At 42.2% G+C, this 23,833-nt stretch carries 25 protein-coding genes and 1 tRNA gene; 11 read left to right on the plus strand and 15 right to left on the minus strand.

What is annotated here, in order from left to right; all coding sequences use genetic code 11:
* Positions 1-88: 88 nt before the first annotated feature.
* Complete coding sequence (gene folK / locus IQ234_RS05070) at positions 89-553, minus strand: 2-amino-4-hydroxy-6-hydroxymethyldihydropteridine diphosphokinase (RefSeq protein ID WP_193956274.1); 465 nt, start codon at positions 551-553, stop codon at positions 89-91.
* Positions 550-1,320: a sirohydrochlorin chelatase gene (locus tag IQ234_RS05075; RefSeq protein ID WP_193956275.1), complete on the minus strand. Its 771-nt coding sequence runs from the start codon at positions 1,318-1,320 to the stop codon at positions 550-552. Before IQ234_RS05075 ends, folK begins: the two co-directional genes overlap by 4 nt.
* Positions 1,321-1,556: 236 nt before the next feature.
* Here IQ234_RS05075 and IQ234_RS05080 point away from each other — a divergent pair, with 236 nt between their 5' ends.
* The 3 genes from IQ234_RS05080 (at position 1,557) to IQ234_RS05090 (ending at position 2,877) form a co-directional block, all read left to right on the plus strand.
* On the plus strand, positions 1,557-1,829 hold the full coding sequence (locus IQ234_RS05080; RefSeq protein ID WP_193956276.1) for a hypothetical protein: 273 nt from the start codon (positions 1,557-1,559) through the stop codon (positions 1,827-1,829).
* The gene (locus tag IQ234_RS05085; RefSeq protein WP_193956277.1) at positions 1,819-2,406 is read left to right on the plus strand and encodes a hypothetical protein; all 588 of its coding nucleotides are present in this window, start codon (positions 1,819-1,821) and stop codon (positions 2,404-2,406) included. The genes IQ234_RS05080 and IQ234_RS05085 overlap by 11 nt, the downstream gene beginning before the upstream one ends.
* A gap of 204 nt (positions 2,407-2,610) precedes the next feature.
* Complete coding sequence (locus tag IQ234_RS05090; RefSeq protein ID WP_193956278.1) at positions 2,611-2,877, plus strand: hypothetical protein; 267 nt, start codon at positions 2,611-2,613, stop codon at positions 2,875-2,877.
* Here IQ234_RS05090 and IQ234_RS05095 read toward each other — a convergent pair.
* Positions 2,874-4,538 (minus strand): transglutaminase domain-containing protein, encoded by a 1,665-nt coding sequence (locus IQ234_RS05095; RefSeq protein WP_193956279.1) that lies wholly within the window; start codon positions 4,536-4,538, stop codon positions 2,874-2,876. The genes IQ234_RS05090 and IQ234_RS05095 overlap by 4 nt on opposite strands.
* A 112-nt stretch (positions 4,539-4,650) precedes the next feature.
* Here IQ234_RS05095 and cofG point away from each other — a divergent pair, with 112 nt between their 5' ends.
* Entirely contained in the window at positions 4,651-5,538 is an 888-nt protein-coding gene (cofG, locus tag IQ234_RS05100; protein WP_193956280.1) for a 7,8-didemethyl-8-hydroxy-5-deazariboflavin synthase subunit CofG, read from the plus strand.
* 303 nt (positions 5,539-5,841) lie between these two features.
* Entirely contained in the window at positions 5,842-7,155 is a 1,314-nt protein-coding gene (locus IQ234_RS05105) for a cytosine deaminase (RefSeq protein ID WP_193956281.1), read from the plus strand.
* Here the strand turns inward: IQ234_RS05105 and IQ234_RS05110 are convergent.
* Positions 7,132-7,473: a DUF952 domain-containing protein gene (locus IQ234_RS05110; RefSeq protein ID WP_193956282.1), complete on the minus strand. Its 342-nt coding sequence runs from the start codon at positions 7,471-7,473 to the stop codon at positions 7,132-7,134. The genes IQ234_RS05105 and IQ234_RS05110 overlap by 24 nt on opposite strands.
* Before the next feature lie 413 nt (positions 7,474-7,886).
* Between IQ234_RS05110 and IQ234_RS05115 the strand changes: the two genes are divergently transcribed.
* The 3 genes from IQ234_RS05115 to IQ234_RS05125 all read left to right on the plus strand — a co-directional run bounded on the left by IQ234_RS05115 (position 7,887) and on the right by IQ234_RS05125 (position 11,382).
* A complete protein-coding gene (locus IQ234_RS05115; RefSeq protein ID WP_002788122.1) occupies positions 7,887-8,882 on the plus strand; it encodes an L-lactate dehydrogenase in 996 nt (331 codons plus the stop codon).
* A gap of 365 nt (positions 8,883-9,247) precedes the next feature.
* The gene (locus tag IQ234_RS05120; protein ID WP_193956283.1) at positions 9,248-10,813 is read left to right on the plus strand and encodes a TRAP transporter substrate-binding protein; all 1,566 of its coding nucleotides are present in this window, start codon (positions 9,248-9,250) and stop codon (positions 10,811-10,813) included.
* Between the two features lie 347 nt (positions 10,814-11,160).
* Positions 11,161-11,382 (plus strand): hypothetical protein, encoded by a 222-nt coding sequence (locus tag IQ234_RS05125; protein WP_193956284.1) that lies wholly within the window; start codon positions 11,161-11,163, stop codon positions 11,380-11,382.
* A gap of 375 nt (positions 11,383-11,757) precedes the next feature.
* Here the strand turns inward: IQ234_RS05125 and IQ234_RS05130 are convergent, their stop codons facing one another.
* From IQ234_RS05130 to IQ234_RS05145, 4 genes are all read right to left on the minus strand, one after another.
* Complete coding sequence (locus tag IQ234_RS05130) at positions 11,758-12,408, minus strand: DUF3782 domain-containing protein (RefSeq protein ID WP_193956285.1); 651 nt, start codon at positions 12,406-12,408, stop codon at positions 11,758-11,760.
* A 137-nt stretch (positions 12,409-12,545) separates the two neighbouring features.
* Positions 12,546-13,400 carry a formyltetrahydrofolate deformylase gene (purU, locus tag IQ234_RS05135; protein ID WP_193956286.1) on the minus strand — a complete coding sequence of 285 codons (855 nt, stop codon included), beginning with the start codon at positions 13,398-13,400 and terminating at the stop codon, positions 12,546-12,548.
* Positions 13,401-13,521: 121 nt separating this feature from the next.
* Positions 13,522-14,097 (minus strand): (2Fe-2S) ferredoxin domain-containing protein, encoded by a 576-nt coding sequence (locus tag IQ234_RS05140; protein ID WP_193956287.1) that lies wholly within the window; start codon positions 14,095-14,097, stop codon positions 13,522-13,524.
* A gap of 122 nt (positions 14,098-14,219) precedes the next feature.
* Positions 14,220-14,384 (minus strand): Asr1405/Asl0597 family protein, encoded by a 165-nt coding sequence (locus IQ234_RS05145; protein WP_193956288.1) that lies wholly within the window; start codon positions 14,382-14,384, stop codon positions 14,220-14,222.
* Positions 14,385-14,616: 232 nt separating this feature from the next.
* On the opposite strand from IQ234_RS05145, the gene IQ234_RS05150 reads away from it, so the two are divergent.
* Complete coding sequence (locus IQ234_RS05150; RefSeq protein WP_193956289.1) at positions 14,617-15,456, plus strand: ACT domain-containing protein; 840 nt, start codon at positions 14,617-14,619, stop codon at positions 15,454-15,456.
* 244 nt (positions 15,457-15,700) lie between these two features.
* On the opposite strand, the gene IQ234_RS05155 is transcribed toward IQ234_RS05150, so the two are convergent.
* From IQ234_RS05155 to hisF, 4 genes are all read right to left on the minus strand, one after another.
* Positions 15,701-16,750 (minus strand): AI-2E family transporter, encoded by a 1,050-nt coding sequence (locus IQ234_RS05155; RefSeq protein ID WP_193956305.1) that lies wholly within the window; start codon positions 16,748-16,750, stop codon positions 15,701-15,703.
* A 131-nt stretch (positions 16,751-16,881) separates the two neighbouring features.
* Positions 16,882-16,954 (minus strand) — tRNA-Ala (locus IQ234_RS05160).
* 118 nt (positions 16,955-17,072) lie between these two features.
* Positions 17,073-17,273: a hypothetical protein gene (locus tag IQ234_RS05165; RefSeq protein WP_185240401.1), complete on the minus strand. Its 201-nt coding sequence runs from the start codon at positions 17,271-17,273 to the stop codon at positions 17,073-17,075.
* A gap of 246 nt (positions 17,274-17,519) precedes the next feature.
* Positions 17,520-18,284: an imidazole glycerol phosphate synthase subunit HisF gene (gene hisF, locus IQ234_RS05170; protein ID WP_193956290.1), complete on the minus strand. Its 765-nt coding sequence runs from the start codon at positions 18,282-18,284 to the stop codon at positions 17,520-17,522.
* 23 nt (positions 18,285-18,307) lie between these two features.
* On the opposite strand from hisF, the gene ruvB reads away from it, so the two are divergent.
* On the plus strand, positions 18,308-19,384 hold the full coding sequence (ruvB, locus tag IQ234_RS05175) for a Holliday junction branch migration DNA helicase RuvB (RefSeq protein ID WP_193956291.1): 1,077 nt from the start codon (positions 18,308-18,310) through the stop codon (positions 19,382-19,384).
* A 359-nt stretch (positions 19,385-19,743) separates the two neighbouring features.
* Positions 19,744-20,520 carry an RNA polymerase sigma factor SigF gene (locus IQ234_RS05180; protein WP_193956292.1) on the plus strand — a complete coding sequence of 259 codons (777 nt, stop codon included), beginning with the start codon at positions 19,744-19,746 and terminating at the stop codon, positions 20,518-20,520.
* A gap of 97 nt (positions 20,521-20,617) precedes the next feature.
* Here the strand turns inward: IQ234_RS05180 and IQ234_RS05185 are convergent, their stop codons facing one another.
* From IQ234_RS05185 to IQ234_RS05190, 3 genes are all read right to left on the minus strand, one after another.
* A complete protein-coding gene (locus IQ234_RS05185; RefSeq protein WP_193956293.1) occupies positions 20,618-21,778 on the minus strand; it encodes an aminotransferase class V-fold PLP-dependent enzyme in 1,161 nt (386 codons plus the stop codon).
* Between the two features lie 204 nt (positions 21,779-21,982).
* Positions 21,983-22,108 (minus strand): hypothetical protein, encoded by a 126-nt coding sequence (locus IQ234_RS21545; protein WP_265578465.1) that lies wholly within the window; start codon positions 22,106-22,108, stop codon positions 21,983-21,985.
* Positions 22,109-22,224: 116 nt separating this feature from the next.
* Entirely contained in the window at positions 22,225-23,358 is a 1,134-nt protein-coding gene (locus tag IQ234_RS05190; protein ID WP_110579282.1) for an RNA polymerase sigma factor, RpoD/SigA family, read from the minus strand.
* Positions 23,359-23,833: the final 475 nt, after the last annotated feature.

Here is a 23,833-nt window from a genome sequence, read left to right on the forward strand (position 1 = left end):
ACGTGGGGACGTGGGGACGTGGGGAGTAGGAGAGATGGGGGAATTTCAACTAAAACCCTAAAACCCTAAAACCCTAACACCTAACATCCTACTCCGCCAATCCCAATTGGCCCAATAGCTGAAGGATAGTTTTTCCGGTTACGGGATCTCGCCAATCGGGGGCAATTTCTGCCAGGGGAAGCAGCACAAAGGCCCGTTCTCGGCAGCGGGGATGGGGTATCTGTAATTCGGGCGTTTCTAAGATCAGGTCTTCATAAAATATTAAGTCTAAATCGAGGGTACGCGCTCCCCATCTTTCCCGTCGGACTCTCCCGAATAACTGCTCGATTTCTAATAATTTATGCAGTAAATCTAGGGGCGATAAATCCACTTGCACAATGGCGCAACCGTTGAGATAATCGGGCTGAGGCGGCCCGACGGCCGCGGTTTGATACCATTGGGAATGAGCTTCTAGTTTAATTCCTTTGACTCGCTCTAATTCCCCTAAAGCTTGCCCTAAAATTGTCGCTGAATCTCCTAAATTACTGCCCAGAGCGATCGCTGCCCGCTTCATCCACACCCTTCCTCAACAATAATTTCGGCTAATTCCCCCGTCGCTCCCAAAGATTTACCTAAAAATATATTGACATTTGGATGCTTTTGTGCTAGTTCAAAAACTTGGGCTTCGATCGCATCCGTAATTCCACCAGCAAAGAGGAAATAGGGCAGTATAGCGATTGTTTGGCTACCTTGAGCGATTAAACTCTCGATTTGTTGGGATAAACTCGGTTCTATCGACCAATAGGCTGTAATTGCTCCAAAAAACGCCGCTAGATTCTCCACTTCTCGATTACCCCCGGGGCGACGACTACCGTGGGACAGTAAAATGCGGTTTTTGGGGCTTAAATCGGCAAATTGTCGGGATAACAGCGATTTTATGCCCTGATAACTGCCTAAATGGGGCTTTAACTCTAGCTTAATTGGCGATCGCACTTTGGCCAGGGCCGCGGGAATATCTTCTTTAACGTGAACCCCCGACAGGAGAAACAGGGGGATAATCTGCAACTGGTTACATCCTTGGCCTTGTGCTTGTTGGGCAAAAGCTTCTATTTGTTGATGGAGTGGTGTTATCGCTAATTCTAGGGCGGCAGTCCCTACTAATACCCGATTATCTGCTTCTAGAACCGCTAGAGATGGGCTAAACTCTGATTTACTCCCTAATCTTTCGGCGGGTTGACTGATTTTTTCCTGAACTAAGGCTGCTAATTGCGTCACCGCCAAGGCTGGACGCGGATCGCGACTACCGTGGAAAACCAATAAGTAGGCTGAGGAGGTCTTCAAAGAAATCTTGCCAAAATAGTTTAGTTTTTAGCCTAATACATTTTGTCTCCCTTTAGGCATCAATGCCCCTGATATTCTCAATTTAGCTGGTAAGCGGAAAAACCTCCCCACTAGCCCCAAGTGCTACCATTTTACGGGATGTAAAGTGTGAGCAAATCAGCCCGCCGCCTTGAGTTAGTCTAGATATTGAGGTATAACCTAATTAATCGCCCAACTTAGTCAACGAGGCAGTTAACGTGAAAGTGGAAACAGACAGTAAAAAATTACCCTCCTACGAACAACCACCCCTAATAGAAGTGGTAAAATTACCTACAGTTTTATCATCAGAATCTTGCCGGATAGACGCAGCAGAAGATGATGATGATGAACTGGATTGTCGGGGAGTTTTTGTAGTTTCCCATCAACCGAAAATTTTATTTTCCGAAGAAGTAAACATTAAATCTCAGGAAAAATCCACTTGGAAACCTTGTGTTGTAATTGATAATTATCGACTCGAAGATGATAACTAATGACCTTTGGTATGAGGTGGTAGATGCAAATGTTGAGTTAACCCAAGGGGATATTATTCTTAATTGTCCTGTGGTTCGTTGGGCTTCTAAATCTGTTGAGGTAAGCAATCAAACAGAAATTGAAACACTTCGATCCTTAGTGGAAGTAGCTGAGATTGATCTGGTTGTTATCACCCAAGGCTGCGACTTAGAAAACAAGAAAGTCAATAATGTCATCCTTTGCCCTCACCTTGCTCTCAGTCAATATCAAGAATATTGGGAACAGACGATGAACAATATGAAACAAAATCCTACGGCCAAGGCGTGGGGGAGATATTGTGATGATATTAAAAATGGTTATATATGGAATCTTTCTATGCTCAATGAAGGGGAAATCGGCGACCTAAAATTAACTCATCGGATAGTTGATTTTCATGATGTGTACACTTTACCGAGGACTTTTTTGGAATCCTTCTTGCAAAATAAACAGCAACCTAGACTTCGTTTACGTCCTCCCTATCGTGAACATTTATCTCAAGCTTTCGCTAGATTTTTTATGCGAGTTGGTTTACCTACAGGAGTAAAAAAAGTCTGGTAATAGATAAATCACCTTAACTTTTACCAATAACTACCTATAGGGAAAGATTGGTTTTTTGACGATTCGATAAATCCTATGGTTTCCTATTCACAGTTCTAGCTTTGTGGGCGATTTGGTTCACTTGATAACAAATTATTGCGATAGCTTGCCATTAACTAATTTTCAGCGATAATCTAAAGTCAGAGTCCATCGGGAGATAAGATCATGAACTTTCGTCTAGTTCTATTTTCAGGCCTAGTAACGGCTTTAGTTGGTGCTGGTATCGGTTATGGCATTAGTCGCATTGAACGCAATCCCAGCCAAGTCAACTATAAAAACCCCTATAACTATCAAATCATCTATGGACGTTATTTGACCGGTGCCGGGGCAGCCCTGGGCTTCTGTGTGGGTGCGGGTTTACAGATGGTCAAAGAACTCAAAGAAGAAAGAGACAGAGAAATGGGCATCCTAGATGATGGCTCAGAATTCTAGTCTTTTGGGGCTAATTCCTCAAGAATGATAAATTGAACGTGATTAATCGCTAAATCGCCGATGGGAACTTGGGTTTTTAACACCGGTTGTCCTTGACTGAGCATTCGTTCAAAGGGGATATCTTTGGCAATTTCCGTGTGATACCAAGCTAAACCCATAAAGAAACGATTGGGATAGGGACCGCCTTCAAAAATATCATCGGGATTCGATTCCATGGGAACCCAACCGATAGAGGGCAGATAAAATTCCATCCAGACGTGATTGTAATCCGGTTCGAGGGGTAAATTACGTTCGAGGGGATGGGGTGGGCATTTATAGCGTCCTACCGTGCGACAGGCAATACCATTGAGACGACACAAAGCCAATAATAAACCCACATATTCCCCACAGGAACCGACTCCGCGCCGCAGGGCAATATCAGGGGTGTCGATGTTGGGTTTGATACCGTAGGAAAGCTGATCATAGACGTAATTACGAATACTATAAACTTTTCGGAGGAGATTGGTTTCCCGACCGGTCGCTTCTTCGGCAGCATTGAGGATAATTTCTGTATTCATGGCCAGATCATCATTATCAATCAAATAGCGATCGGGAAAATCGGCGGGTAAGGCGGGTAAATCTTCGCAATCTTGGGGAGTAATTTGGTATTTAATACCCCACACTTCTAATACTACTTTCCACCCAAAAATATGACGTTGTTTGCCGGTTATTTGCTCGAACTTAAATACTGCCACCCGCTGCCCGTCCTGAATTTCTTCAATAAAAGGCAATCCCACTGCTTCGACACTGCGAATTTTTTGCCGTGGTGTTTCTAAGGGTAAAGCGATGCGCCATTCCACATCTTTTAGTTCGATATTATAGAGGGGTTCCAATTCCTCGACGTAGGATAATTCAATCAGATAACCGTTAGAAAGGGCGTATTTTTTAGCGGGATCGTAGTGAAAATATAGAGGATGGACAAAAGTACGCGGACGATAACTAAGTTCGTGAACTTGTTCGGAATTGGGATTATCGCGGATACAGGGTTCTTGGAAAGCATAGGCTACATATAGGATATCCTTGCCACTGTTAGCATCGCGATAAAATGCTAATCCCGTCGGCGATTCAAAAGGAGTTATCATGCTAAAAAGCTGTTCTCCCGTGGCGCGATCAAGACAGTAAACTGTTTGTTCTAGGGTATCCGTTAACCAAAGTTCTTCCTCGCGAATGGTGATATTTTCGATGCCGATACCCGGCGCGTATAAACGAGTAATTTCCTGTCCCGATTGGCGATCGAATATAAAAATTTGTCCAGAACGTTGACAAGTGACATAAATTGTGTTACCGGTTACGGCGACTCCGTTAGCGGTGTAGGGAAGACGGGTGAAAAATTTCGGGGTAAAATCTTCGAGAGTGCAGCAGTAGAGATTTTCGCGAGTGGTAAACCAGAGGTTATTTTGATCATCGATTGCCAATCCCGTCGTCCCGACGAATTCTTGCCAGCGATGGGAATTAAGTACACTTGTATGACCATTATCGAGGACAATTTGGTATAAATAGCCGTTTTTTGCGTCGATAGCGATTAATTTGTCATCTTGAAATACAATTCCGTGCAGGGCCGTGGCGCTAATCGGACGAATCGTTTGACGATGGGAGGGAAGACTGGCAGGATCGAAAATCATAGGAGGAAACGAAAAGGGAGAGCGTTTTTAGGTGAATAAAACAGCAATTCTCCCCACGATAGCAAATTTTCTCGCCCCTGAATGCTCGTAATGAACTGCAATCCCGAAAAAAATGTCAAGAATTGTCACCTATAGTCCCTCTCATACCCTTGTACCTACCTACGAGTGTTTCAATCGTTGCAGTTATTGTAATTTTCGCAGGGATTTAGGCACTGATGGCTGGTTAAGTTTGGAAAAAGCCAAAGAGATTTTAACTGCTTTGCAGGGTTCGGAAATTACGGAAATTTTAATTCTTAGCGGCGAAGTTCATCCTTTAGCAGCCAATCGAGAGTTATGGTTTCGGCATATTTATAATTTGGGAGAATTGGCTTTAAATATGGGTTTTTATCCCCATACCAATGCGGGGATTTTAACTTTTGCTGAGATGGAAAAACTGAAAAATGTCAATCTATCTATGGGCATAATGTTAGAACAAATGACGGTGACTTTATTAAATACTGTCCATCGTCAGGCTCCCAGTAAAGTGCCGTCCTTGCGCTTAGAACAGTTACAATGGGCGGGAGAATTAGCAATTCCTTTTACCACGGGTTTATTATTAGGAATTGGTGAAAGTGAATGCGATCGCTTAGTGACCTTAGAAACTATTGCCACTATTCATCAACGTTGGGGACATATTCAAGAAGTAATCCTACAACCCTACAATCCGGGTAAAAGAGAACAGTGGCAAAATAATCCTTTTGATCTGCAAAAATTACCCGCTCTAGTTAGACAAGCTAGGGAAATTTTGCCCCCAGATATTGTCATTCAAATTCCCCCGAATCTAGTACCCGATCCTCTTTTTATCTTGGATTGTTTAGCGGCAGGAGCGCGGGATTTAGGCGGTATTGGCATTATCGATGAAGTTAATCCCGATTACCTCCATTTACACCCCGATAAATTAAAGGAATTTTTAGCAATTTATGGCTGGGAATTAAAGCCACGTCTGCCGGTTTATCAGTAAACATTAATCAGGTAAAAGATAGCACTGTTAATGCCATTTAACACGCCTTACTTAATACCGCATAATTGATTATTAAGTAGGTAGGTATTAAAAACTTTCAGATGCCCCCCTTATTAAGGGGGGATTAAGGGGGGATCCCCCCACCTATCGGCACCCCCCTTATCAAGGGGGGCAGGGGGGATCGAACCTAAAATCCATTTTTAATTTAATTATAACCAGCTACTTATTCATTCTTAATTCTCCTGACGACCGACGACCGACTCCTAACCCTAACAACAATTTTTGATTTTTACCAGAGGTCTTATGATTCCCTCAAGCGAGCGCTACTGGCTCAAAAATGCCCATATTCCCGTTTCCCTCCTAGAAAATGAGAGGTTTTCTCCCCAAACCTCCGAGGGATTAACTTTAGTTAATCTGGAAATTAATGAAGGTAACATTAATCGCATCACCTCAACCATCCCCCCCGAAGATAATATTCCCGTTATCGACCTCAAAAAAAAGATTATTTTTCCTTGCTTTGTCGATATGCACACCCATCTCGATAAAGGTCATAGTTGGCACCGTTGTCCTAACCATGATGGCACTTTTGACAGTGCCTTAAAAATGGTCCTAGAGGATTCCCGACGGGAGTGGCGCTTAGAGGATGTGTATCGTCGCATGGAATTCGGTGTTAAATGCAGTTATGCTCACGGAACCGCAGCTATTCGCACTCATATCGACTCTTTTGGTCAACAGGCACAGATTAGCTTAACTGCTTTGGCAGAATTGCAACGACAATGGGCCGGTAAAATCACCCTGCAAGCGGTTTCTCTAGTTTCCCTTGACTACTATCAAACCTCCGAAGGAGCGGCCTTAGCAGATAAAATCGCCGAATTTGGGGGCATATTAGGGGGAGTAGCCTACACAAATCCCGATTTACAGGCACAAATTGATATTACCTTCAAATTAGCCCAAGAAAGGGGCTTAAATCTCGATTTTCATCTAGATGAAAACGGCGATCCCGATTCTACCTGTTTAGCAGCGATCGCGCGTACTGCTATCAAACAGCAATTTTCTGGACAAATTATCTGTGGTCACTGTTGCAGTTTAGCGGTACAATCCCCTGAAATAATCCAAGAAACCCTAAATTTAGTCAAAAATGCGGGCATTGCTATCGTTAGCTTGCCGATGTGCAATCTCTACCTACAGGATCGTCAAGAGGAAAAAACCCCTTTTTGGCGCGGGACAACTAAGATAAAAGAGATGAAAAAAGCGGGAATTCCGGTTGCTTTTGCCAGCGATAACTGTCGCGATCCCTTTTATGGTTTTGGGGATCACGATGGTTTAGAAGTCTTTACCCAAGCGGTGCGGATTGCTCACCTCGATACACCCTACGCTGACTGGGTAAATAGTGTCACCCTCACCCCAGCAAATCTGCTCGGATTGCCCCATTTAGGGCGCATTAAGACGGGTCTAGAGGCAAATTTGTTAATTTTCAAGGCTCGCTACTTTAGCGAGCTATTATCGCGACCACAGTGGGATCGCCTCGTGATTCGGCGCGGGTTGAGCATCGATACGACTCTCCCCGATTACCAAGAGTTAGATGATTTAGTTCTAGGAATCGAGCAACTCCTCTAGGGGTTTAACAAAAACTACCGATTCTAGGTTGATAGCACCGTAAATATGGGGAAAGGTCTCTCTTTCTAGCTCTAGAGTGGCATTTTCTGGGTTAGGATGTTGGGGCTGCTCCCATTTGACCGGGGACTGCAATTGTTCGAGAGAAATGGCTAAAACCAGCAAATCTGGCTGATTTTGATAAAAAGCGGCCACAACTTTCGGAATTTGTTCTAAGGTAGAGCAATGGATAAATCCCTCATTTTTTAGGGAATGCGCCCGATATTCCCCCATTTCACGAGCTATTCGCCAACCTCTTTCCGTGGTGATGTGATAGATCATCGCTTCGCCTCCTACTGTCACTTTATTCCTAATTTTAGGATATAGCCTGAAGCTGTCAGCGGCCCTCAATTCTCTTAAACTAGGGTTTGCTGAAAAAGTTTGTTGGTGGGGTTAGGAGTCAGGAGTCAGGAGTCAGGAGTCAGGAGGGGAAGTCAGAATAACAGAATGATCCCGCGCACTGGGAAGCAGAACCCTTTGCAATCACCTCCAGAAAGTGCAAGGGTTTTGAGTCTCTCGACTCGATTTCTCAACCTTTGTTTCTGGCACTTTTTTGCCTTATCAAGGGGAGCAGGGGGGATCCAAGGCAAAATCTATCTTCTATTTAATTAGAACCACTTACTTGGTCTCCTTTTACCTGATATTAACCATTTCCCTTTAAAATGAGCTTACCGAGCCAGTAACTGCCAAAATCTATGCTAGATAAAATATTTACTCCCAATCCCTACGCTGAAAAACCCGCTCCTCTACGTCCTCGCAAGGGGGTAATTATCGGTGTTGGTCAGGTGGGGATGGCCTGCGCTTACTCGATGTTAATTCAAGACTGTTTTGATGAATTAATTCTCCAGGATATCGCCACCGATAAAGTCGAAGGGGAAGTGATGGATTTAAGGCACGGAATGCCTTTTATTGAACCCACGGACTTGAAAATGGGAACCGTGGCCGATGTGGGACAAAATGCCGATGTGGTGATTATTACTGCTGGGGCTGCCCAAAAAGAGGGGGAAACCCGATTACATCTCCTTGAACGAAATGTGGCGATTTTTCGCCGTATTCTTGCGGATGTGGCTGTTTACTGTCCCAGTGCTTTAATTTTGGTGGTGAGTAATCCCGTCGATATCATGACCTATATTACCCTGAAAATAACCCATTTTCCGCCTTCTAGGGTGATTGGCTCGGGTACGGTGTTAGATTCTGCCCGTTTACGCTCTCTTTTATCCACCCAACTCCATGTAGATGCGCGTAACGTCCACGCTTATATTATCGGTGAACACGGGGATAGTGAGCTTGCTGTCTGGAGTTCGGCTAATATCGGAGGAGCAAGGTTACTCGAAGGAGATTGGCAGGATTTAAGCGCAACCGACCAAGAAAGCTTAACAGAAATTTTTCTTCAGGTTAAAAACGCCGCCTATGAAATTATCAAACGCAAGGGTTATACTAGCTATGCGATCGGTTTAGCTACCACGGATATCGTTAAAGCGATTTTACGTTCCCAAGAAAGAATTCTCACTATTAGCACTCTCCTCGATGGTCAATACGGTCTCAAAGATGTGTGTTTAAGTATTCCCTCGGTGGTTAATGAGAAAGGAGTGATTAAAACCCTGAATCTTGCTCTCAGTCCCAGAGAAACCCAACAGTTACATAATTCGGCCAAAATCATGCGCGATTTAATCGATCAACTCGAAATTTAACCTAGGGTTGGTTGCATAAATCTAAAAACATTGTTGGCTAAGATTTTTAGATTTTTTTGAACTGAAAAAGTGCCGACCATAAGAGCGAACAAGGGGAAATTTTAGGCACTTTTTCCCCGAAAATTAGTTAATTGTGGGGTGGACTGAAGCCATTAGTCCTAGAATTCCCGAAAAGTCTATTTTATTTCAGCTTGTTGTTAGGAATCTACTTAAAAGAGTTTGTTTAATCTGGCTATATGATACGCAGAAAAGTTCTGGCGATGGTGCTAAAATGGGGTGATATGCTGAAAGTTGAGTCACATCGTTACTCTCAGAAGTGTTATACAGTCGGCAGAATTGTGCAAAAAGTATATTGAGATACAGAAATGCTAGGAGAATTAGTTGAAATTGTAACCAAATTATTTGAAGTCAGCGATCGCTTGAAGCAATCTGAGGATGAAGATCGAAAACGGGTTATAAAGTATTTTGACCAAGTATGGGAGTGCCTTCTGGGTATTGAACAGGAACTTAGAAATGGCAACCCCTATCATGGCAGGTGGGGCGAACTTCAGGAATATGCTAGAAATTTTCCCAAAAGCATTAGTAAAGCTATAGGTGAAGATAAAGAAAAAGAGCTATCCTTGCTATTAGAAGCAATTGTAAATAATACTCCTGAAGACGATAGCGATATTCAAACAATTGCAACTACTGGTGGCAGATTTAAAGCACTTGCAGTCAATATTGCTACAGAAAATGGAGAACCTCCACCACCGAAACGACCTATACCTGTAAGCCGTAGAACTGTTGTGTATGCAGCTATCGGAACGGTTACAGCCATTGCGACTGGGACGGCTGGTTGGTTTGCTCGTCAATATCAACCATCTGTTCGATGGAAGATGGTTAGCTTTTTAGGAGAAAGCACAAAGAACAAAGTAATTCTTTTTGACGCTCCATTAATGATTAGTGAACGTATTAAAGCAATAACCAACGGTCAATTTATTATCGAAGTTGATACAACTGGAAACATACTAACAGAGGAAATATTACAAAAAGTAAGTGCGGGAGACGATATTCAATGCGGATTTAGTGGAATTTATTATGAACAAGAAAAATATAGACCCCTCTACTTTGGTTGTGCTGTTCCTTTCGGGTTGAGTCCTCAAGAACAAACTGCTTGGCTCTCATATAAAAAAGATCCTAACGACCAGCTAACTTATATACAAAGTCTTTACAGAGAAATAGGTTTGAATGTAATTCCTTTTCCAGCAGGAGCGACAGGGGGACAGATGGGAGGTTGGTTTAAGAAAGAGATTAATACAGTTGCAGACTTCAATGGGTTAACTATGCGTATTCCTGGATTGGGAGCAGATGTATTATCAGATTATTTCGGTATCAAGACAGATAAAAAGATTTTTGGAAAAGCACTCTCAATAGGAGAAATATCTACCGAGCTTGAAAAAGGCACTATACAAGCTGCTGAATGGATTGGACCGCACGATGACTTTCAGTTAAATTTGCATAAAGCAGGAGCTAAATACTACTACTATCCTGGATGGTGGGAACCAAGCACAACTTTTGATGTGCAAGTCAACAAAGATGCTTGGGAAAATTTGCCCCCAGAGTATCAAAGAATATTTGAGGCTGTTTGCCATGAAACCTACACAAAGATATTATCCGAATATGATCGAAGAAACGCTCGGACGCTTGGAGATATAAGGAAGTTAGAAAGTTCAGGAAATATCAAAATCCTACCATTTCCCGATGAGGTTCTACAGGTAGCTCAAGCTAAAACAGAGGAACTTCTTAAACTGTATGATGCGAATCCGCAGTTTAAGGAAGTACATGATGAGTGGGAAGGATTTAAAACACAAATGAGAAGTTGGGATGATTTATCCGACTTAACTAAAATAATGTCTCGTTTAAATCAACCCATAAATATGGTAGTGCAGTAGGTGGTTTAATTAGTAGTGTGGTTGGTCTGGTTTTTGGTCTTTCGGATAATGTAAATTCACAGTCTTGAATGCTGCTTGACCTTGATTGGGCAAGCGATAATTGAGGATATATCATTTAGCGATCGCCGCTCTGGTAGAGTGTGTTAATGAAATCTAACACACCTCTTTTTTCTCTAGTCAAACTATTTTTGACTAATCTCAAATGCTAAATCGTATCTGTAAAAACAAACATCAAAGGCAAGAAAGAAGTTCATCTGTCCTAAGATTTGCAGAAAAGGTTTTTAGATTTATCCAGCAAACCCTAATTAGCGATAAAATGGCTGTGATCTTCAAATTTGACCTGTTATATGACTAATCGCTCAGAAGTTGAGTCGGCTATTAAGCAACTGCCAGAGAGTGAAGTCCGCGCTCTGGCAAACTGGCTTCAAGACTATCTTGATGAGATTTGGGATAGACAAATTGAAGCGGACCTAGCATCGGGAAAATTAGATCGCCTCATCGCTCAGGCAGAAGAGGATATGGCAACCAACAACGTCAGAGATCTCGATGAAGTCCTTCGCAACGTCTGAATTCTGGAAAGCTTATACTGAACTGTCACCTGAGATGCAAGAGCAGGCGCGGAAAGCTTATCGACTCTGGCGGCAAAACTCACTTCACCCATCATTGCATTTCAAAAAGGTTGGTAAGAACCTTTGGTCTGCTCGTGTCAGTGGCGGGTGTCGAGCATTAGCCTTGAAAAAGGGAGATGATTATTACTGGATTTGGATCGGTGATCACAATCAATATGAGAGTTTTTTGAATTAATTCGTTTTGATCAGCCAGCTAACCACATAGTGCAATCGCCGATCAATACGCCAATTCGTTGCCTCACTAATTTCTGCTAATCTGTCAATATTGCTTTCTATTCGCTCTATTCCCTTAGGAAATTAATTTTGCACGACTACTTAATAGGTTTGAGGTTGAAAATTATCGGGAATATCTAATTCAAATACTTGATCATGAATCCGAGCCACATAAAGCCCTTCTTGCAGAATTTTTTCGCGTAATTCTGGGGATAAATCAACCGCCGCTAATATGCCATAGAGTTTTTTATCTTTGTGTTCGGGAAAAAAGCGGCGAAACCGTTGCAAAATACTTTTTAATTGTGTAATATAATCCTCTCTGGCATGACTTTTAACCTCAACGATATAAGCAGTATTTAGCTCACCATTAGTATAGGCAAGAACATCAATTTCTAGGTGTTGTCCTTCTTTACTGACTCGGACACTGGGACTAACAACTTCCATACCAAAGCGTTGTCTGAGAATCGTTTCCATTGAGGGAAGGGCAAGTCCTTCGGTAAAGCTGCCGAATTTGGCACCGAGTCCCCCAATTTGTTTACCCAGTTCTTTGAGTTGTTTGTCAGTTTCCTTCTGTTGTCGGGCGTTTTCCTTCTGTTGTTGACTAACTTCTTTTAATAGTAGTTCAGTCTCCTTCTGTTGTTGACTAACTTCCTTGAGTTGTTTGTCAGTTTCCTTGAGTTGTCGGTCAGTTTCTTTTTGAGCGGTAGTTAATTCGGCTAAGAGTCGCCATACATCTTCGGATGTGGTTGCCATAGATAATTTTTTCCTTCCGATTTGGTCTATTGCTATTTTAGTCAATTGCGCCGGTACTTCCTAATTTTTAACCTTCAATGCTCTCTTTTTTGTCCAATACACCTTATACCATTTTAGATGAGCTTACCCTAGCAACCTTAAGCGAATACTACCGTGCGATTAGCGTAAACCAAAACGCGATTTTGCAAGTGTAAACGTACCGCTCGCGCTAACACCACCCTTTCTAAATCCTTACCTTGACGAATTAAATCTGCTACGGTATCGCGATGGCTAACTCTGACCACATCCTGCTCGATAATCGGCCCCTGATCGAGATCGGCAGTGATATAATGGGCGGTGGCTCCAATAATTTTTACCCCTCGATCGTAGGCCCGTTGATAGGGATTAGCTCCCGCAAAAGCTGGTAAAAAAGAATGATGAATGTTAATAACATTGGGAAAAAAGTTAATAAAATTTGGGGTGAGAACCTGCATATATTTAGCTAAAATCACTAAATCTATCTGGTATTCCCGCAGTAACTCTAATTGTCTGGCTTCCTGTTCAATCTTGGTTTCGGCGGTAATGGGAAGATGATAAAACTCAATACCAAATTGATTGGCAACTGATTGTAATTCTCGATGATTGCTAATAATTAAAGGAATTGCTGCCCTAATTTCTCCCCCCTGTTGTCGCCATAATAAATCGAGGAGACAATGATCCTGTTTTGTCACCCAAATGGCTAGACGCGGGACAGTATCGGAAAAATGTAAAGACCAACTAGCCTGCAAAGGTTTGGCAATAGCGGCGAAAGCTGGTTCGATCATCCCACGGGGTAAATTAAACCCCTCTAATTGCCATTCTATCCGCATCAGGAACAATCCCGCCGAAAAATCCGTGTGTTGGTCAGCGTGGATAATATTGCCGCCATTAGCGTAGATAAAATTAGCGATTTTCGCCACTAGACCAATCTGGTCGGGACAAGAAATTAACAAGGTTGCAGTGGCAGCAGTCATAAATTATCGGCGGCAAGAATTGACTTTTTCTATCCCTAATTTATTACAATTTTAGGCACTTCGTCCCTTTGATACACAAAAAAGATCGTTTGTCAATAGCGATCGCCGATTAAATTTCCAGTCAAACTGATAGGCTCTTCCCTTGCTCAGAAGTGGCAAAATGCCGCTCGATTAGGGAGGGGACATCTTGGGGAGCTACCTGATTATAATGCTTTTTATCGGGCATAACTACCAGATTCGGGCCTTTTTTGCACTGTTTTAAACAGCCGGTTAATTTAATATTCACCGCTTCTCCCAGTCCTTTTTCCTCTAAACTACTCTCTAACCTTTGGCAGACTCTCGCACCGCCATTTTTCCAACAATCGGACTTCTGACAGATTAAGACGGTGGCTTTTTTCGCTTTTGTTGGAGCCACTTCTGGGGTTTTTTCGCCAGATAAATACTCAATCCCCAGTACCCTCAGTTTTAATTTTCCCTTTTTTGAACAAAGACTACTTTCTCCCGTCACTTTTAGCCATGAGTGGAGAGCAATATTGAGAGGTATGTGGTCTCGTAGTGTTTTTTCGGGCTTAAACCAATATTCCCGTTTATCAACACTGATTCTCAGGTATTTTACCTTATATCCGTCCTTAAGGACAAAACCGAGGAATTGACCGACCACTTGAAAGGGAATCATGGTAGTTGCAGATTTTGACATACTTTCTCACTTTTTACTCTTAAATTGCTAATTTTTCTCAAGGATTATGCTTGCCAACTGGTTTCTAGCCAAGCGATTAAACAGCCTCGGGAAGCCTCTATCTGTCGCAGGACAATCCACAGCTATAAAAGTTGAGCGGAGGCATCGATGCGAACCTGCAAAGGCTGATGGAGCAAGCATTGACATTCAATGTCTAAGGCCTGCAGCCGGTGGTACACTTGCCAGCGCTCCCAAGCACTAAGATTGAAGATTTTCTCACCTTGCGATGGCCATTTGTCTATACTCATGGGGCTTTTAATTGAGAAATATTAGCAATATAACTCTAGGCTGATGTTCTCAGTATAACCGACAACTGCAAATAATTATCAATAACTTGAAGAAAAAAAAGTTACCCGGTAGCGGCGATCGGCTAAAATCTTGCTATTGTTGCCTTGTCCGCTTTGCTGATCCTGGAATCGCTACCGCCTAGAATTGTCAAAGGGATAAAAATGGAGATAAAAAGATTTATTGACGAAAATTATGGATAAAAAAGCTCAAAAAACCGATAATTCAGCAGTTCTCTATTTTGATGGTGGTTCTCGCGGCAATCCGGGGAGAGCAGCCGGTGCAGCGGTAATAGTTTTAGCCGAGGGTACTTCCTTGACTACGACTAGATATATGGAGATAGCCACTAATAACGAGGCTGAATACACGGGATTGATTATTGGATTGGAAAAAGCCCAAGAATTAGGCTTAAAAAGCCTAGAAATTCGGGGAGACAGTCAATTAGTCATCAATCAAGTTAAGGGAGACTGGAAGGTAAAAAGCGATAGTTTACGTCCCTTTTATCAGCGTGCTTGTCAATTAGTCACCCAATTCGATCGCATTAGCTGGCGCTGGATTGAACGAGCTAAAAATAGTGTGGCTGACGCTGCCGCTAATCAGTGTATGAATGCGGCGAAAAAATCGCCAGAAAAATCGAAGGAAGGCGAAACTAATCTCAATATTCTGCTCCAATCCCTGAAACCAGTCCTAAATACTGAAGAATTCGTTTTCTCTTCCCTCACAGCAACAGCACTGGAACAGCTACAATTAACCCCTATCTGCCAATTTCAGGAAGAGGAAGGCATAACGGTGATTATTCCCCGTCAGCAAGCCGATCGCACGAACTTGCAGTACAAATATATTTATAGACAAATTACTCTTTCTGTGCATTCTAGTTTAGCGGCGGTGGGATTTTTAGCGGTGATTAGCAAGAAACTGGCCGCAGCAGCAATTAGCGTCAATGTCATTTCTGGTTATTATCACGATCATTTATTTATCCCTAGGGATAGGGTGACGGAAGCGATGGCTATTCTCGAAGAAATTAGCCGCTCATAACAGTTATCAGTTATCAGTTATCAGTAATCAGTTATCAGTTATCAGTCATTAGGAGTCAGGAGTCATACTAAATCCGTTGAGTATAAGCTACATATCAGGATAGGCAAAAGGCAATAGGCAAAACGGGCAATAGATAATCAGTTTTTAATAACTGGATTTAGTATCAGGAGTCAGGAGTTATCAGTCAGCTTGTATTTATTCTCCCCACTCCTCAATTCATAATTCATAATTCATAATTCATCATTCATAATTTATCATTCTCTTGCTGCGAGCGGATGATATCGATGGTACTTTTCAGCACACTAGCGATGGGAACTGCTATCAATAAACCGAGAATTCCTGCCACTTTGCCCCCGATAAAAAGAGATAGAATAATCCAGACGGGATTAAGTCCGATCATACCTCCCATTAAGCGAGGGGCGATGACATTATCATTAATTTGACCCACAATAATAGTCAGGGTCAAAACCTTTAACCCTAACCAAAAATCTTGAAACATCAGTAGGGTACTAATGCCAATAATGGTAAAGGCACTGGCAAAAGGAATTAATGTAGTTAGACCGATCGCCACCCCGAATAATAGGGCATAATCAACCTTGAGAATGACAAAAACAAAAATTTGAGCAAGGCTGAGAATTCCCGCTAAAATGGTTTGACCGGCAAAATAGGTTTCAAAAGTTTGACGAATAATCGTTCTTAATTTGAAATTCCAGGGAGACGGAATCCAACTTAAAATTCCCTCCCAAATTTGTTCGCCATAAAGAACCAGAAAGACAGTTAGAACCAGAACAAAGAGAATGTTTAGGATACTGTTGATAGTTCCCAGCACAAAGCTCAGTAATTGAGTGCTAAGAGTTTGTAAAACATTGGTTAGTCGTTCCGATAACTGGGTGATTGATTGCTCGATATAAATCGCATATTTCTGAGTTTTATCCCACTTTTCTAAATTTTGTATCTGTTCGGTTCCCGACTCGATCCACTGGGGCAAACTATTGATTAAACTGCTTAACTGCTCGACAATCTGGGGAATTAAAATTAAACCTAAAACGCTCAAGATTAATAGGGCAATTAAAAAGACAATAGCGATCGAACCACTGCGATTAACCCCGCGTCTTTGCAGCAGTTTGATGGGAACATCTAAGACAAAAGCTAGTAAACTAGCAGTGACAAAAATACTGACTAAGGGTTCTAGATAGCTAAATAATTGGAATAATAACCAGCCATTGAGAAATAAGAGCGGAAAAACTAGACTTAGCCGCAACCAACGAGGTAGTTGCTTAAAAAGCTCCATCATATAACTAATTTTGTCCTGAGAGAGTATCGAGGTAAAAAGAGACTTTTCTAACCAAAAATCCTCTTTCAATCTACCATCTCCTCGCCACTTTTCGAGTCGCCAGTAACCCTGAAACTCTTATCTTAACTGTATGGAGCTAAGCGGATTCGAACCGCTGACCCCCTCAATGCCATTGAGGTGCTCTACCAACTGAGCTATAACCCCGCGAAGACCATCTTTGAATATAGCTTAAATAGAATCATTTTGTCAAGGGGTGGAGATAAAAAAATTTGTCACTCTCAAGGCGATCGCTCATCCACAAGAGTAAAACAATCGCCCCCATTTAGACAGGAGCCGAAATTTGGGTTAAATAGGTTAAACAGTGACCCATGAGGAAATAAACTACTAACATAGCCCCTGCCGCTGCTGCCACCAAGGTTCCCGCCAGCATCAAGGAAAACTCTTGCTTGTCGAACGCTTGCTGCATTAGATGCAATGACCAAGCCACAAGACCGAGGTCAAAGATGAGAATCGGAACTAACATATTTTAAATTTTGTTAACTTTCCTCTATTCTAATACATAATTTTCCCTGGGGATAATCGGACGGAAGTTAAAAATAGGGATTTTTTGCTGGTTGCTCGATCGCGGTTGTCAGCCGTCAGCCATTGACTTTCAGTAATAGGTGTAAACCTTACTCTTCTTGGTTTGCAGCCTAAAGAAATCCTTTTCCCGAAAAAGCGACTCAATCCCTAGATTAAGTTCTGCAAATCTTGCTCTCATTTTCCCCAGCTAACGCACGGGTACTTGGTGATTTTGCAGATAATTTTTGACCTCAGCGATGGTTAATTGACCATAATGGAGCAAAGAAGCCAATAAAGCCGCTTCTGCCCGGCCTTCCGTCAATGCTTCGTAAATATGCTGACAATTACCTGCTCCTCCAGAGGCAATCACAGGAATCTCCACCCTTTCTGCGATCGCTTTTGTCAAGGCCAGATCGTAACCCGCTTGCGTGCCGTCGGCATCCATACTGGTAACTAACAACTCACCCGCCCCGCGTTTTTCCACTTCTTGGGCCCATAATAAAGCATCAATACCCGTATTTTCGCGTCCACCCCGAACATAAACCTCCCAACCGGGGTTATGCACATCCTTACGTCGTCTAGCATCAATCGCCACCACAATACACTGTTTACCAAAGCGATCGCTGGCTCGATCGAGCAATTCCGGATCGCGCACGGCAGCCGAGTTAATGCTGACTTTATCGGCCCCGGCTCTTAACAAATTTTTAATATTTTCTAAGGATTGGATGCCACCCCCCACGGTCAGAGGAATAAAAACCTGTTCCGCCGTGCGATAGACTACATCAATAATTGTGTCGCGATCTTCATGGGTAGCAGTAATATCAAGAAAAACCAACTCATCGGCCCCTGCCTGATTATACAAGCGAGCTAACTCCACGGGGTCGCCAGCGTCCTGAAGATTGACAAAATTAACCCCTTTCACTACCCGACCTTTATTGACATCCAAACAAGGCAAAATCCGCTTCGCTAACATATCCTAGACTCTTGATTGTAACAATGGCCATCAAACGATCGCACAATTCCCCCCCGGCAGCCGAGGAAAATCTGCTCACTCCCAATCCCACTATAGAAGAAACGGAAAAAGCAGAAGCGCAGATTCGTCCGCAATCCCTAGAGGATTATATCGGTCAACAGGACTTAAAAGCTAATCTAAAAGTCACCATCGCCGCGGCCAAAGCTAGACAAGAAGCGATCGATCATTTGCTCTTCTACGGGCCGCCGGGGTTAGGAAAAACCACCATGGCTTTAATTTTAGCGGCTGAGATGGGAGTGAATTGCCGCATTACTGCCGCCCCCGCTTTAGAGCGTCCCCGGGACATTACCGGCATCCTGATCAATCTTCAACCCCGGGATATTCTTTTTATCGACGAAATCCATCGACTGAATCGGGTGACGGAGGAGTTATTATACCCAGCGATGGAGGATTATCGGCTAGATGTGACGATTGGTAAAGGTCAAGCGGCGAAAATTCGCAGTATTTCTTTACCTCCCTTTACTTTAATCGGTGCTACTACCAAAGTTGGCTCTTTAACTGCGCCTTTGCGCGATCGTTTTGGCATGATTCAACGTCTGCGTTTCTATACAGTTGAGGAATTGACAGCAATTATGCTCAGAAGTGCCACTATTTTTAATATTCCCATTACTGAAGCGGGTGCGATCGAAATTTCCCGTCGCAGTCGGGGAACTCCACGCATTGCCAATCGTTTATTAAAACGGGTGCGCGACTATGTGCAGGTGAAGGGAGAAACTATTATCACCCCCCAGTTAGCCGCTGAGGGATTAAATCAGTTAAATGTGGATTCTATGGGTTTAGATTGGACCGATCGATTAGTATTAAAGACGATGATCGAACAGTTTCAAGGTAAACCCGTGGGATTGGAAGCGGTAGCGGCAGCCACGGGAGAAGATGCCAAGACGATTGAGGAGGTGTATGAGCCTTATTTATTACAAATAGGTTATCTTCATCGTACTCCCCGGGGTCGCGTAGTGACGGCAGCCGCCTACGAACATTTAGGTTTACTGGCGAAATTGCCGAAAAATAAGGATCGGAGTTTACCTTTGTTTGAGTTCTAGTTTTCTGGATAGGGTTGGCGGAATAAATCTAAAAACCTTGTTGGATTAAGACTTTTTCGGGGGGAAAATTCACACCCTACACCCCACACCCCACACCTCACACCTCACACCCTGCTACTAGGAACAACTTTTTCAGCGGACACTAATTACCAGCGTTTTAGCTCACTTGTGTCTTTAAATACTGCCTTGACTGCTTGAAATCACACAAGCCTTTATGTAAAGACCGTATGATCAAGATCGTAGTAGGTTATATTGTTGCGATTGCTTGCCGCTTCTAATCCAGACTGTGTTGGGATTGGTCAAAGCTATGCAATAGTAATCTTTTACAGTCAATAGTTTTTTAAATCTGTTAACGCCCTATGTCTGTCCTAAATAAAGAAAATCTTAAACTAGAAACTCTTACCCTGTTTCAAAAATACCAAAAAACAGGGGAGAATAAGTTACGGGATCAAATTATACGGTTAAACCTAGGATTAGTCAGAAGGGAAGCTCATCATTGGGTCAATCAATGCCATGAAAATTACGAAGATTTAGTGCAGGTTGGCTGTATGGGACTAATTCGGGCGATTAAGCGTTTTGACAGCAGCAAAGGTCATGCTTTTAGTTCCTTCGCTATTCCCTATATTCGTGGCGAAATTCAACACTATCTGCGGGATAAAGGTTACACGGTTCGCATTCCTCGTCGTTGGTTAGATTTAGGCAGACAAGCGGCAAATATGCGTCGGGATTTTCAAACTATCCACAATCGTCAACCCAATGATACGGAAATCTCCCTCGCTTTAAATATTTCGATCGAAGAATGGCAAGAGGTAAAACTGGCTTTCCAAAACCGTGAACCTCTGAGTCTCGATGCGACGGTTAATAACGATGAAGATAATAACACCTGTTTAAAAGACATCGTTCCCGATCCCGGTTATCGCAGCTTTCAACTTTGTCAAGAGGATTGCATTCGTTTACAACAGGCACTGGCTCAATTAGAAGACAAAACCCGTCATATTCTTGAATTTGTCTTCCTTAAAGATCTTACTCAACGGGAAACCGCCGAACAATTAGGCATTAGTGTTGTTACCGTCTCCCGTCGGGTGAAAAAGGGTTTAGAAATGCTCAAGGAAACCATGCTCCAAGAGGCATTTTAGCCCAATTATCGGTTCTCATCGCAAGTTCGTTATTAACTCCCAATCCAACTTTAAAAACTCAGTTATGGATTTTTTTCCCTGCTCCGATGCTCCCCGCTTATCTTAGCTCCAATAGCAAGTAATTTAAAACCCCGGCTAAATATTCATACTGCTCGATCGAATTATAGTAGTGAGCAGAAATTCTCACAATTAATGATGCTTCTCCCCAAGGAATTATCGGCACTTCAATCTGATATTTTTCCCACAGTTGTCTGGATAAATCTTCTGCTATCCAAGCATAACTAGGAATTAAAATTGAGGACATCGCTCCAATCATTGATTCTGGACAGGGATAATTGACCTGCAAGGCATGACAAAGCAAATTTCTGGCTTTTAAAACCAAATTACGATTCCTCGCCATCAGACCCAGTAAACCATCAATAGAGAGAGAATTTAAAAACTCGATCGCTTTTGGCACTGATAAATAGGCGCTGGGATCATCGGTTCCCATCCAAGCAAATTCTAACTGAAAACGGGAGCGATCTTGTCGAGGAGAATTAGCCCCATGGCTAATAGTTAAAGGTCGAATTATTGCCTGTTTATCCCCGCGCACATAGAGAAAAGCAGCCCCCTTGGGACTACATAACCACTTATGACAATTAGCAGTATAATAGGTGGGATTAATTGCCGCGATATTAAGGGGTAAAAAACCTAAAGCATGAGCGCCATCGATGAGAGTATCAATGCCCAGATTATTTAATTCTTGCACAATTTCTGCGATTGGCCAAATTAAGGCCGTGGGACTGGTGACATGATCTAAAACTACTAATTTTGTCTGGGGAGAAACAGATGCTAAAATTGCTTGACTAATTTCTAAAGGGGACTGTACAGGAAAGGGAATTTTAGCGATAATTACCTTTAAACCCCATCTTTTAGCTATATGTTTAACTGCATTAGCACAAGCATTATAGGTCTGATCGGTGATCAGAATTTCCTCATTTTCCTGAAAAGTTAAGGAATTTAACACCGCATTCACTGCTGTGGTTGCATTGGGAACAAAGACTAAATCATCGCTATTTACACTGACTAAATCCGCTAATTTTTGCCTAGCAATATCTAATAAACCCTCTAATTCTCTCCCCAAAAATGCTAAAGGTTGCCTTTCCATTCGTTCCCGCAATTGTTGCTGATAATCCAAGACTATTCTAGGGGTTGCACCATAGGAACCATGGTTGAGAAAATAAATATTATCGGGAATTAACCAATAGTTTTTAGACATATTGAATTAGTTTGATTTTATTGAGAACTAGAAAAAATAGCTGAAAAATTACCTATTGTATCCAAATACTGACTAGCTAGTATATTTATGACATAACCACCTATAGCGTTTTTCAGTCTGCTGAGGTACAAAAGTTATGGGTTTTAGGCAAAAGGGAAGAAAAATAGGTGTACTTCACTAGCTTAGGAAACGCTATATTTTAGATTAATCTCCCATCGTTTTCAAACGATGAATAATTTCAGTGACAAAAGTTTCTCCATCTATGAGAGGATGATTCTCTGGAGATTGATATTTTCCCGTTTTCACTTTCTGTTGGAGATGTCGGTTCATAGCTATTATGACTATCTACTGAGAAAATCAGCTTTACCTTAATTTTAAGCTAAATATCGACAAAAAAAAGCTCTCCGGGAAAAAGGAGAGGGGAGAGAACGAGTTAGAAAAAGTTATTAATGTAACCATCCTTTCAGACGACGTGCGACTTGAGGACGACGTAATTTTCGCATCGCTTTAGTTTGAATTTGACGTACTCGTTCGCGAGATAAATTGAACATTCCTCCCACTTCCTCTAGGGTATAGGGTTGACTGGTAGCTAAACCATAACGGAGGGAGATAACATCTTTTTCCCGTTCCGTGAGAACATCACTTAAAACTGCGAAAATTTCCTGACGCATCATCATCTCATTCATTTTATCTTCGGGAAGTTGTAGATCATCATCTTCCAAAAGATCCACTAATTCCGTATCTTCTCCCTTCCCTACACGATGATTTAAAGAGAGAGATTGACGACGCAATTGTAATAATTGCCGCAATTGTTCGGGAGTTATTTCCAACGCTTCCGCGAGTTCCCGTTCATTGGGATTGCGCTGTAAATCTTGCTTGAGAATGCGCTGCGCTTTTTTGAGTTTATTGAGTTTTTCGACAATGTGAATCGGTAAACGAATTGTCCGCGCATCGTTAGCAATAGTGCGGGTGATTGCTTGTCGAATCCACCAATAAGCATAGGTAGAGAATTTATAACCTTTATTGGGATCAAATTTTTCGGCCGCACGGTTGAGTCCGATCGCACCTTCTTGAATTAAATCTAAGAAAGGAACCCCGCGATTTAAATAGCGTTTAGCGATAGAAACCACCAAGCGCAAATTAGAACGAATCATCTTCCGTTTAGCTGTTCGTCCGCGATAAAGACGGTTTTCCAGTTGACGTTCATTATCTAATTCTAAAGCGATCGCCCATTCCGTTTTCGTCGGGGGACGATGTAAATTTTCTTGCAGTTTTTGGCGTACTTCTTCCGCTTCCATGAGAAACTTAACCGAGTAGGCTAATTCAATTTCTTCTTCCGCACTAAGCAGGGGATAACGGGCCATTTCTTTAAAAAATGCCCCAACAGTATCTTCATTGCTGCCTTTATCGTATCCCGTTCCACTACTCCCACGAGTGTTTTTTAGGGTTTCCGGTAAAGATTCAGTCAGATCTTCGTCAGTTCTTTCATTAAAATCCACGCTGTCCAGTTCTAAAGGATTTGTCTCCAGGGCAATGATTTGATTAAAATTATCATCAGCGGCTAGTTTAGAGATTTTCATAAGCAGTTATGGATGGAGTGGGGTTATAATAGCGGGGAAAAACTTAGTTTCTCCCAATGGGCTGATTGTTGCATTGAATTTTCGGGGAGCAGATTTTTTAAACGTTTTCTTAATTAATGGCGGCCATTTCTGGGATATAATTGGGTGCTTCTGTGTGGATTGTTACAAATCCCTCAACCAGATAATCAGATTTTCTGGTGAATAGGGGAGACTTTCAGGGTTTCCACTTATACACTCTAACTAAGGTTTTTGGTATTTGACTAGGTAAAGATCACGCTTCTTAACAATCAAGAGAGCAGTCAGCTTTTTATTAATATTCTTCGCTTTTTCTATTGAGAACCATTCTCACCTTTTGACTAACTATGGTGCAATTTAATAGCTAATAGTCAATAGTTATCATTAACTTTATCAATGCTTAAGGGTGGATAAAAATTCTTTTGGGAAGATTTCACTAGCTAAAAATTAAAATTTGTGA

It is taken from the genome of Microcystis aeruginosa LEGE 91341, from assembly GCF_015206885.1.
Taxonomy (GTDB): Bacteria; Cyanobacteriota; Cyanobacteriia; order Cyanobacteriales; family Microcystaceae; genus Microcystis; species Microcystis aeruginosa_H.

Excerpts from the sequence above, each read along its gene's own strand:
- folK (WP_193956274.1), bottom strand. The coding sequence starts at position 553 with ATGAAGCGGGCAGCGATCGCTCTGGGCAGTAATTTAGGAGATTCAGCG.
- IQ234_RS05085 (WP_193956277.1), top strand. The coding sequence starts at position 1,819 with ATGATAACTAATGACCTTTGGTATGAGGTGGTAGATGCAAATGTTGAG.
- IQ234_RS05090 (WP_193956278.1), top strand. The coding sequence starts at position 2,611 with ATGAACTTTCGTCTAGTTCTATTTTCAGGCCTAGTAACGGCTTTAGTT.
- IQ234_RS05095 (WP_193956279.1), bottom strand. The coding sequence starts at position 4,538 with ATGATTTTCGATCCTGCCAGTCTTCCCTCCCATCGTCAAACGATTCGT.
- cofG (WP_193956280.1), top strand. The coding sequence starts at position 4,651 with ATGTCAAGAATTGTCACCTATAGTCCCTCTCATACCCTTGTACCTACC.
- IQ234_RS05105 (WP_193956281.1), top strand. The coding sequence starts at position 5,842 with ATGATTCCCTCAAGCGAGCGCTACTGGCTCAAAAATGCCCATATTCCC.
- IQ234_RS05110 (WP_193956282.1), bottom strand. The coding sequence starts at position 7,473 with ATGATCTATCACATCACCACGGAAAGAGGTTGGCGAATAGCTCGTGAA.
- IQ234_RS05115 (WP_002788122.1), top strand. The coding sequence starts at position 7,887 with ATGCTAGATAAAATATTTACTCCCAATCCCTACGCTGAAAAACCCGCT.
- IQ234_RS05120 (WP_193956283.1), top strand. The coding sequence starts at position 9,248 with ATGCTAGGAGAATTAGTTGAAATTGTAACCAAATTATTTGAAGTCAGC.
- IQ234_RS05125 (WP_193956284.1), top strand. The coding sequence starts at position 11,161 with ATGACTAATCGCTCAGAAGTTGAGTCGGCTATTAAGCAACTGCCAGAG.
- IQ234_RS05130 (WP_193956285.1), bottom strand. The coding sequence starts at position 12,408 with ATGGCAACCACATCCGAAGATGTATGGCGACTCTTAGCCGAATTAACT.
- purU (WP_193956286.1), bottom strand. The coding sequence starts at position 13,400 with ATGACTGCTGCCACTGCAACCTTGTTAATTTCTTGTCCCGACCAGATT.
- IQ234_RS05140 (WP_193956287.1), bottom strand. The coding sequence starts at position 14,097 with ATGTCAAAATCTGCAACTACCATGATTCCCTTTCAAGTGGTCGGTCAA.
- IQ234_RS05145 (WP_193956288.1), bottom strand. The coding sequence starts at position 14,384 with ATGAGTATAGACAAATGGCCATCGCAAGGTGAGAAAATCTTCAATCTT.
- IQ234_RS05150 (WP_193956289.1), top strand. The coding sequence starts at position 14,617 with ATGGATAAAAAAGCTCAAAAAACCGATAATTCAGCAGTTCTCTATTTT.
- IQ234_RS05155 (WP_193956305.1), bottom strand. The coding sequence starts at position 16,750 with ATGATGGAGCTTTTTAAGCAACTACCTCGTTGGTTGCGGCTAAGTCTA.
- IQ234_RS05165 (WP_185240401.1), bottom strand. The coding sequence starts at position 17,273 with ATGTTAGTTCCGATTCTCATCTTTGACCTCGGTCTTGTGGCTTGGTCA.
- hisF (WP_193956290.1), bottom strand. The coding sequence starts at position 18,284 with ATGTTAGCGAAGCGGATTTTGCCTTGTTTGGATGTCAATAAAGGTCGG.
- ruvB (WP_193956291.1), top strand. The coding sequence starts at position 18,308 with ATGGCCATCAAACGATCGCACAATTCCCCCCCGGCAGCCGAGGAAAAT.
- IQ234_RS05180 (WP_193956292.1), top strand. The coding sequence starts at position 19,744 with ATGTCTGTCCTAAATAAAGAAAATCTTAAACTAGAAACTCTTACCCTG.
- IQ234_RS05185 (WP_193956293.1), bottom strand. The coding sequence starts at position 21,778 with ATGTCTAAAAACTATTGGTTAATTCCCGATAATATTTATTTTCTCAAC.
- IQ234_RS21545 (WP_265578465.1), bottom strand. The coding sequence starts at position 22,108 with ATGAACCGACATCTCCAACAGAAAGTGAAAACGGGAAAATATCAATCT.
- IQ234_RS05190 (WP_110579282.1), bottom strand. The coding sequence starts at position 23,358 with ATGAAAATCTCTAAACTAGCCGCTGATGATAATTTTAATCAAATCATT.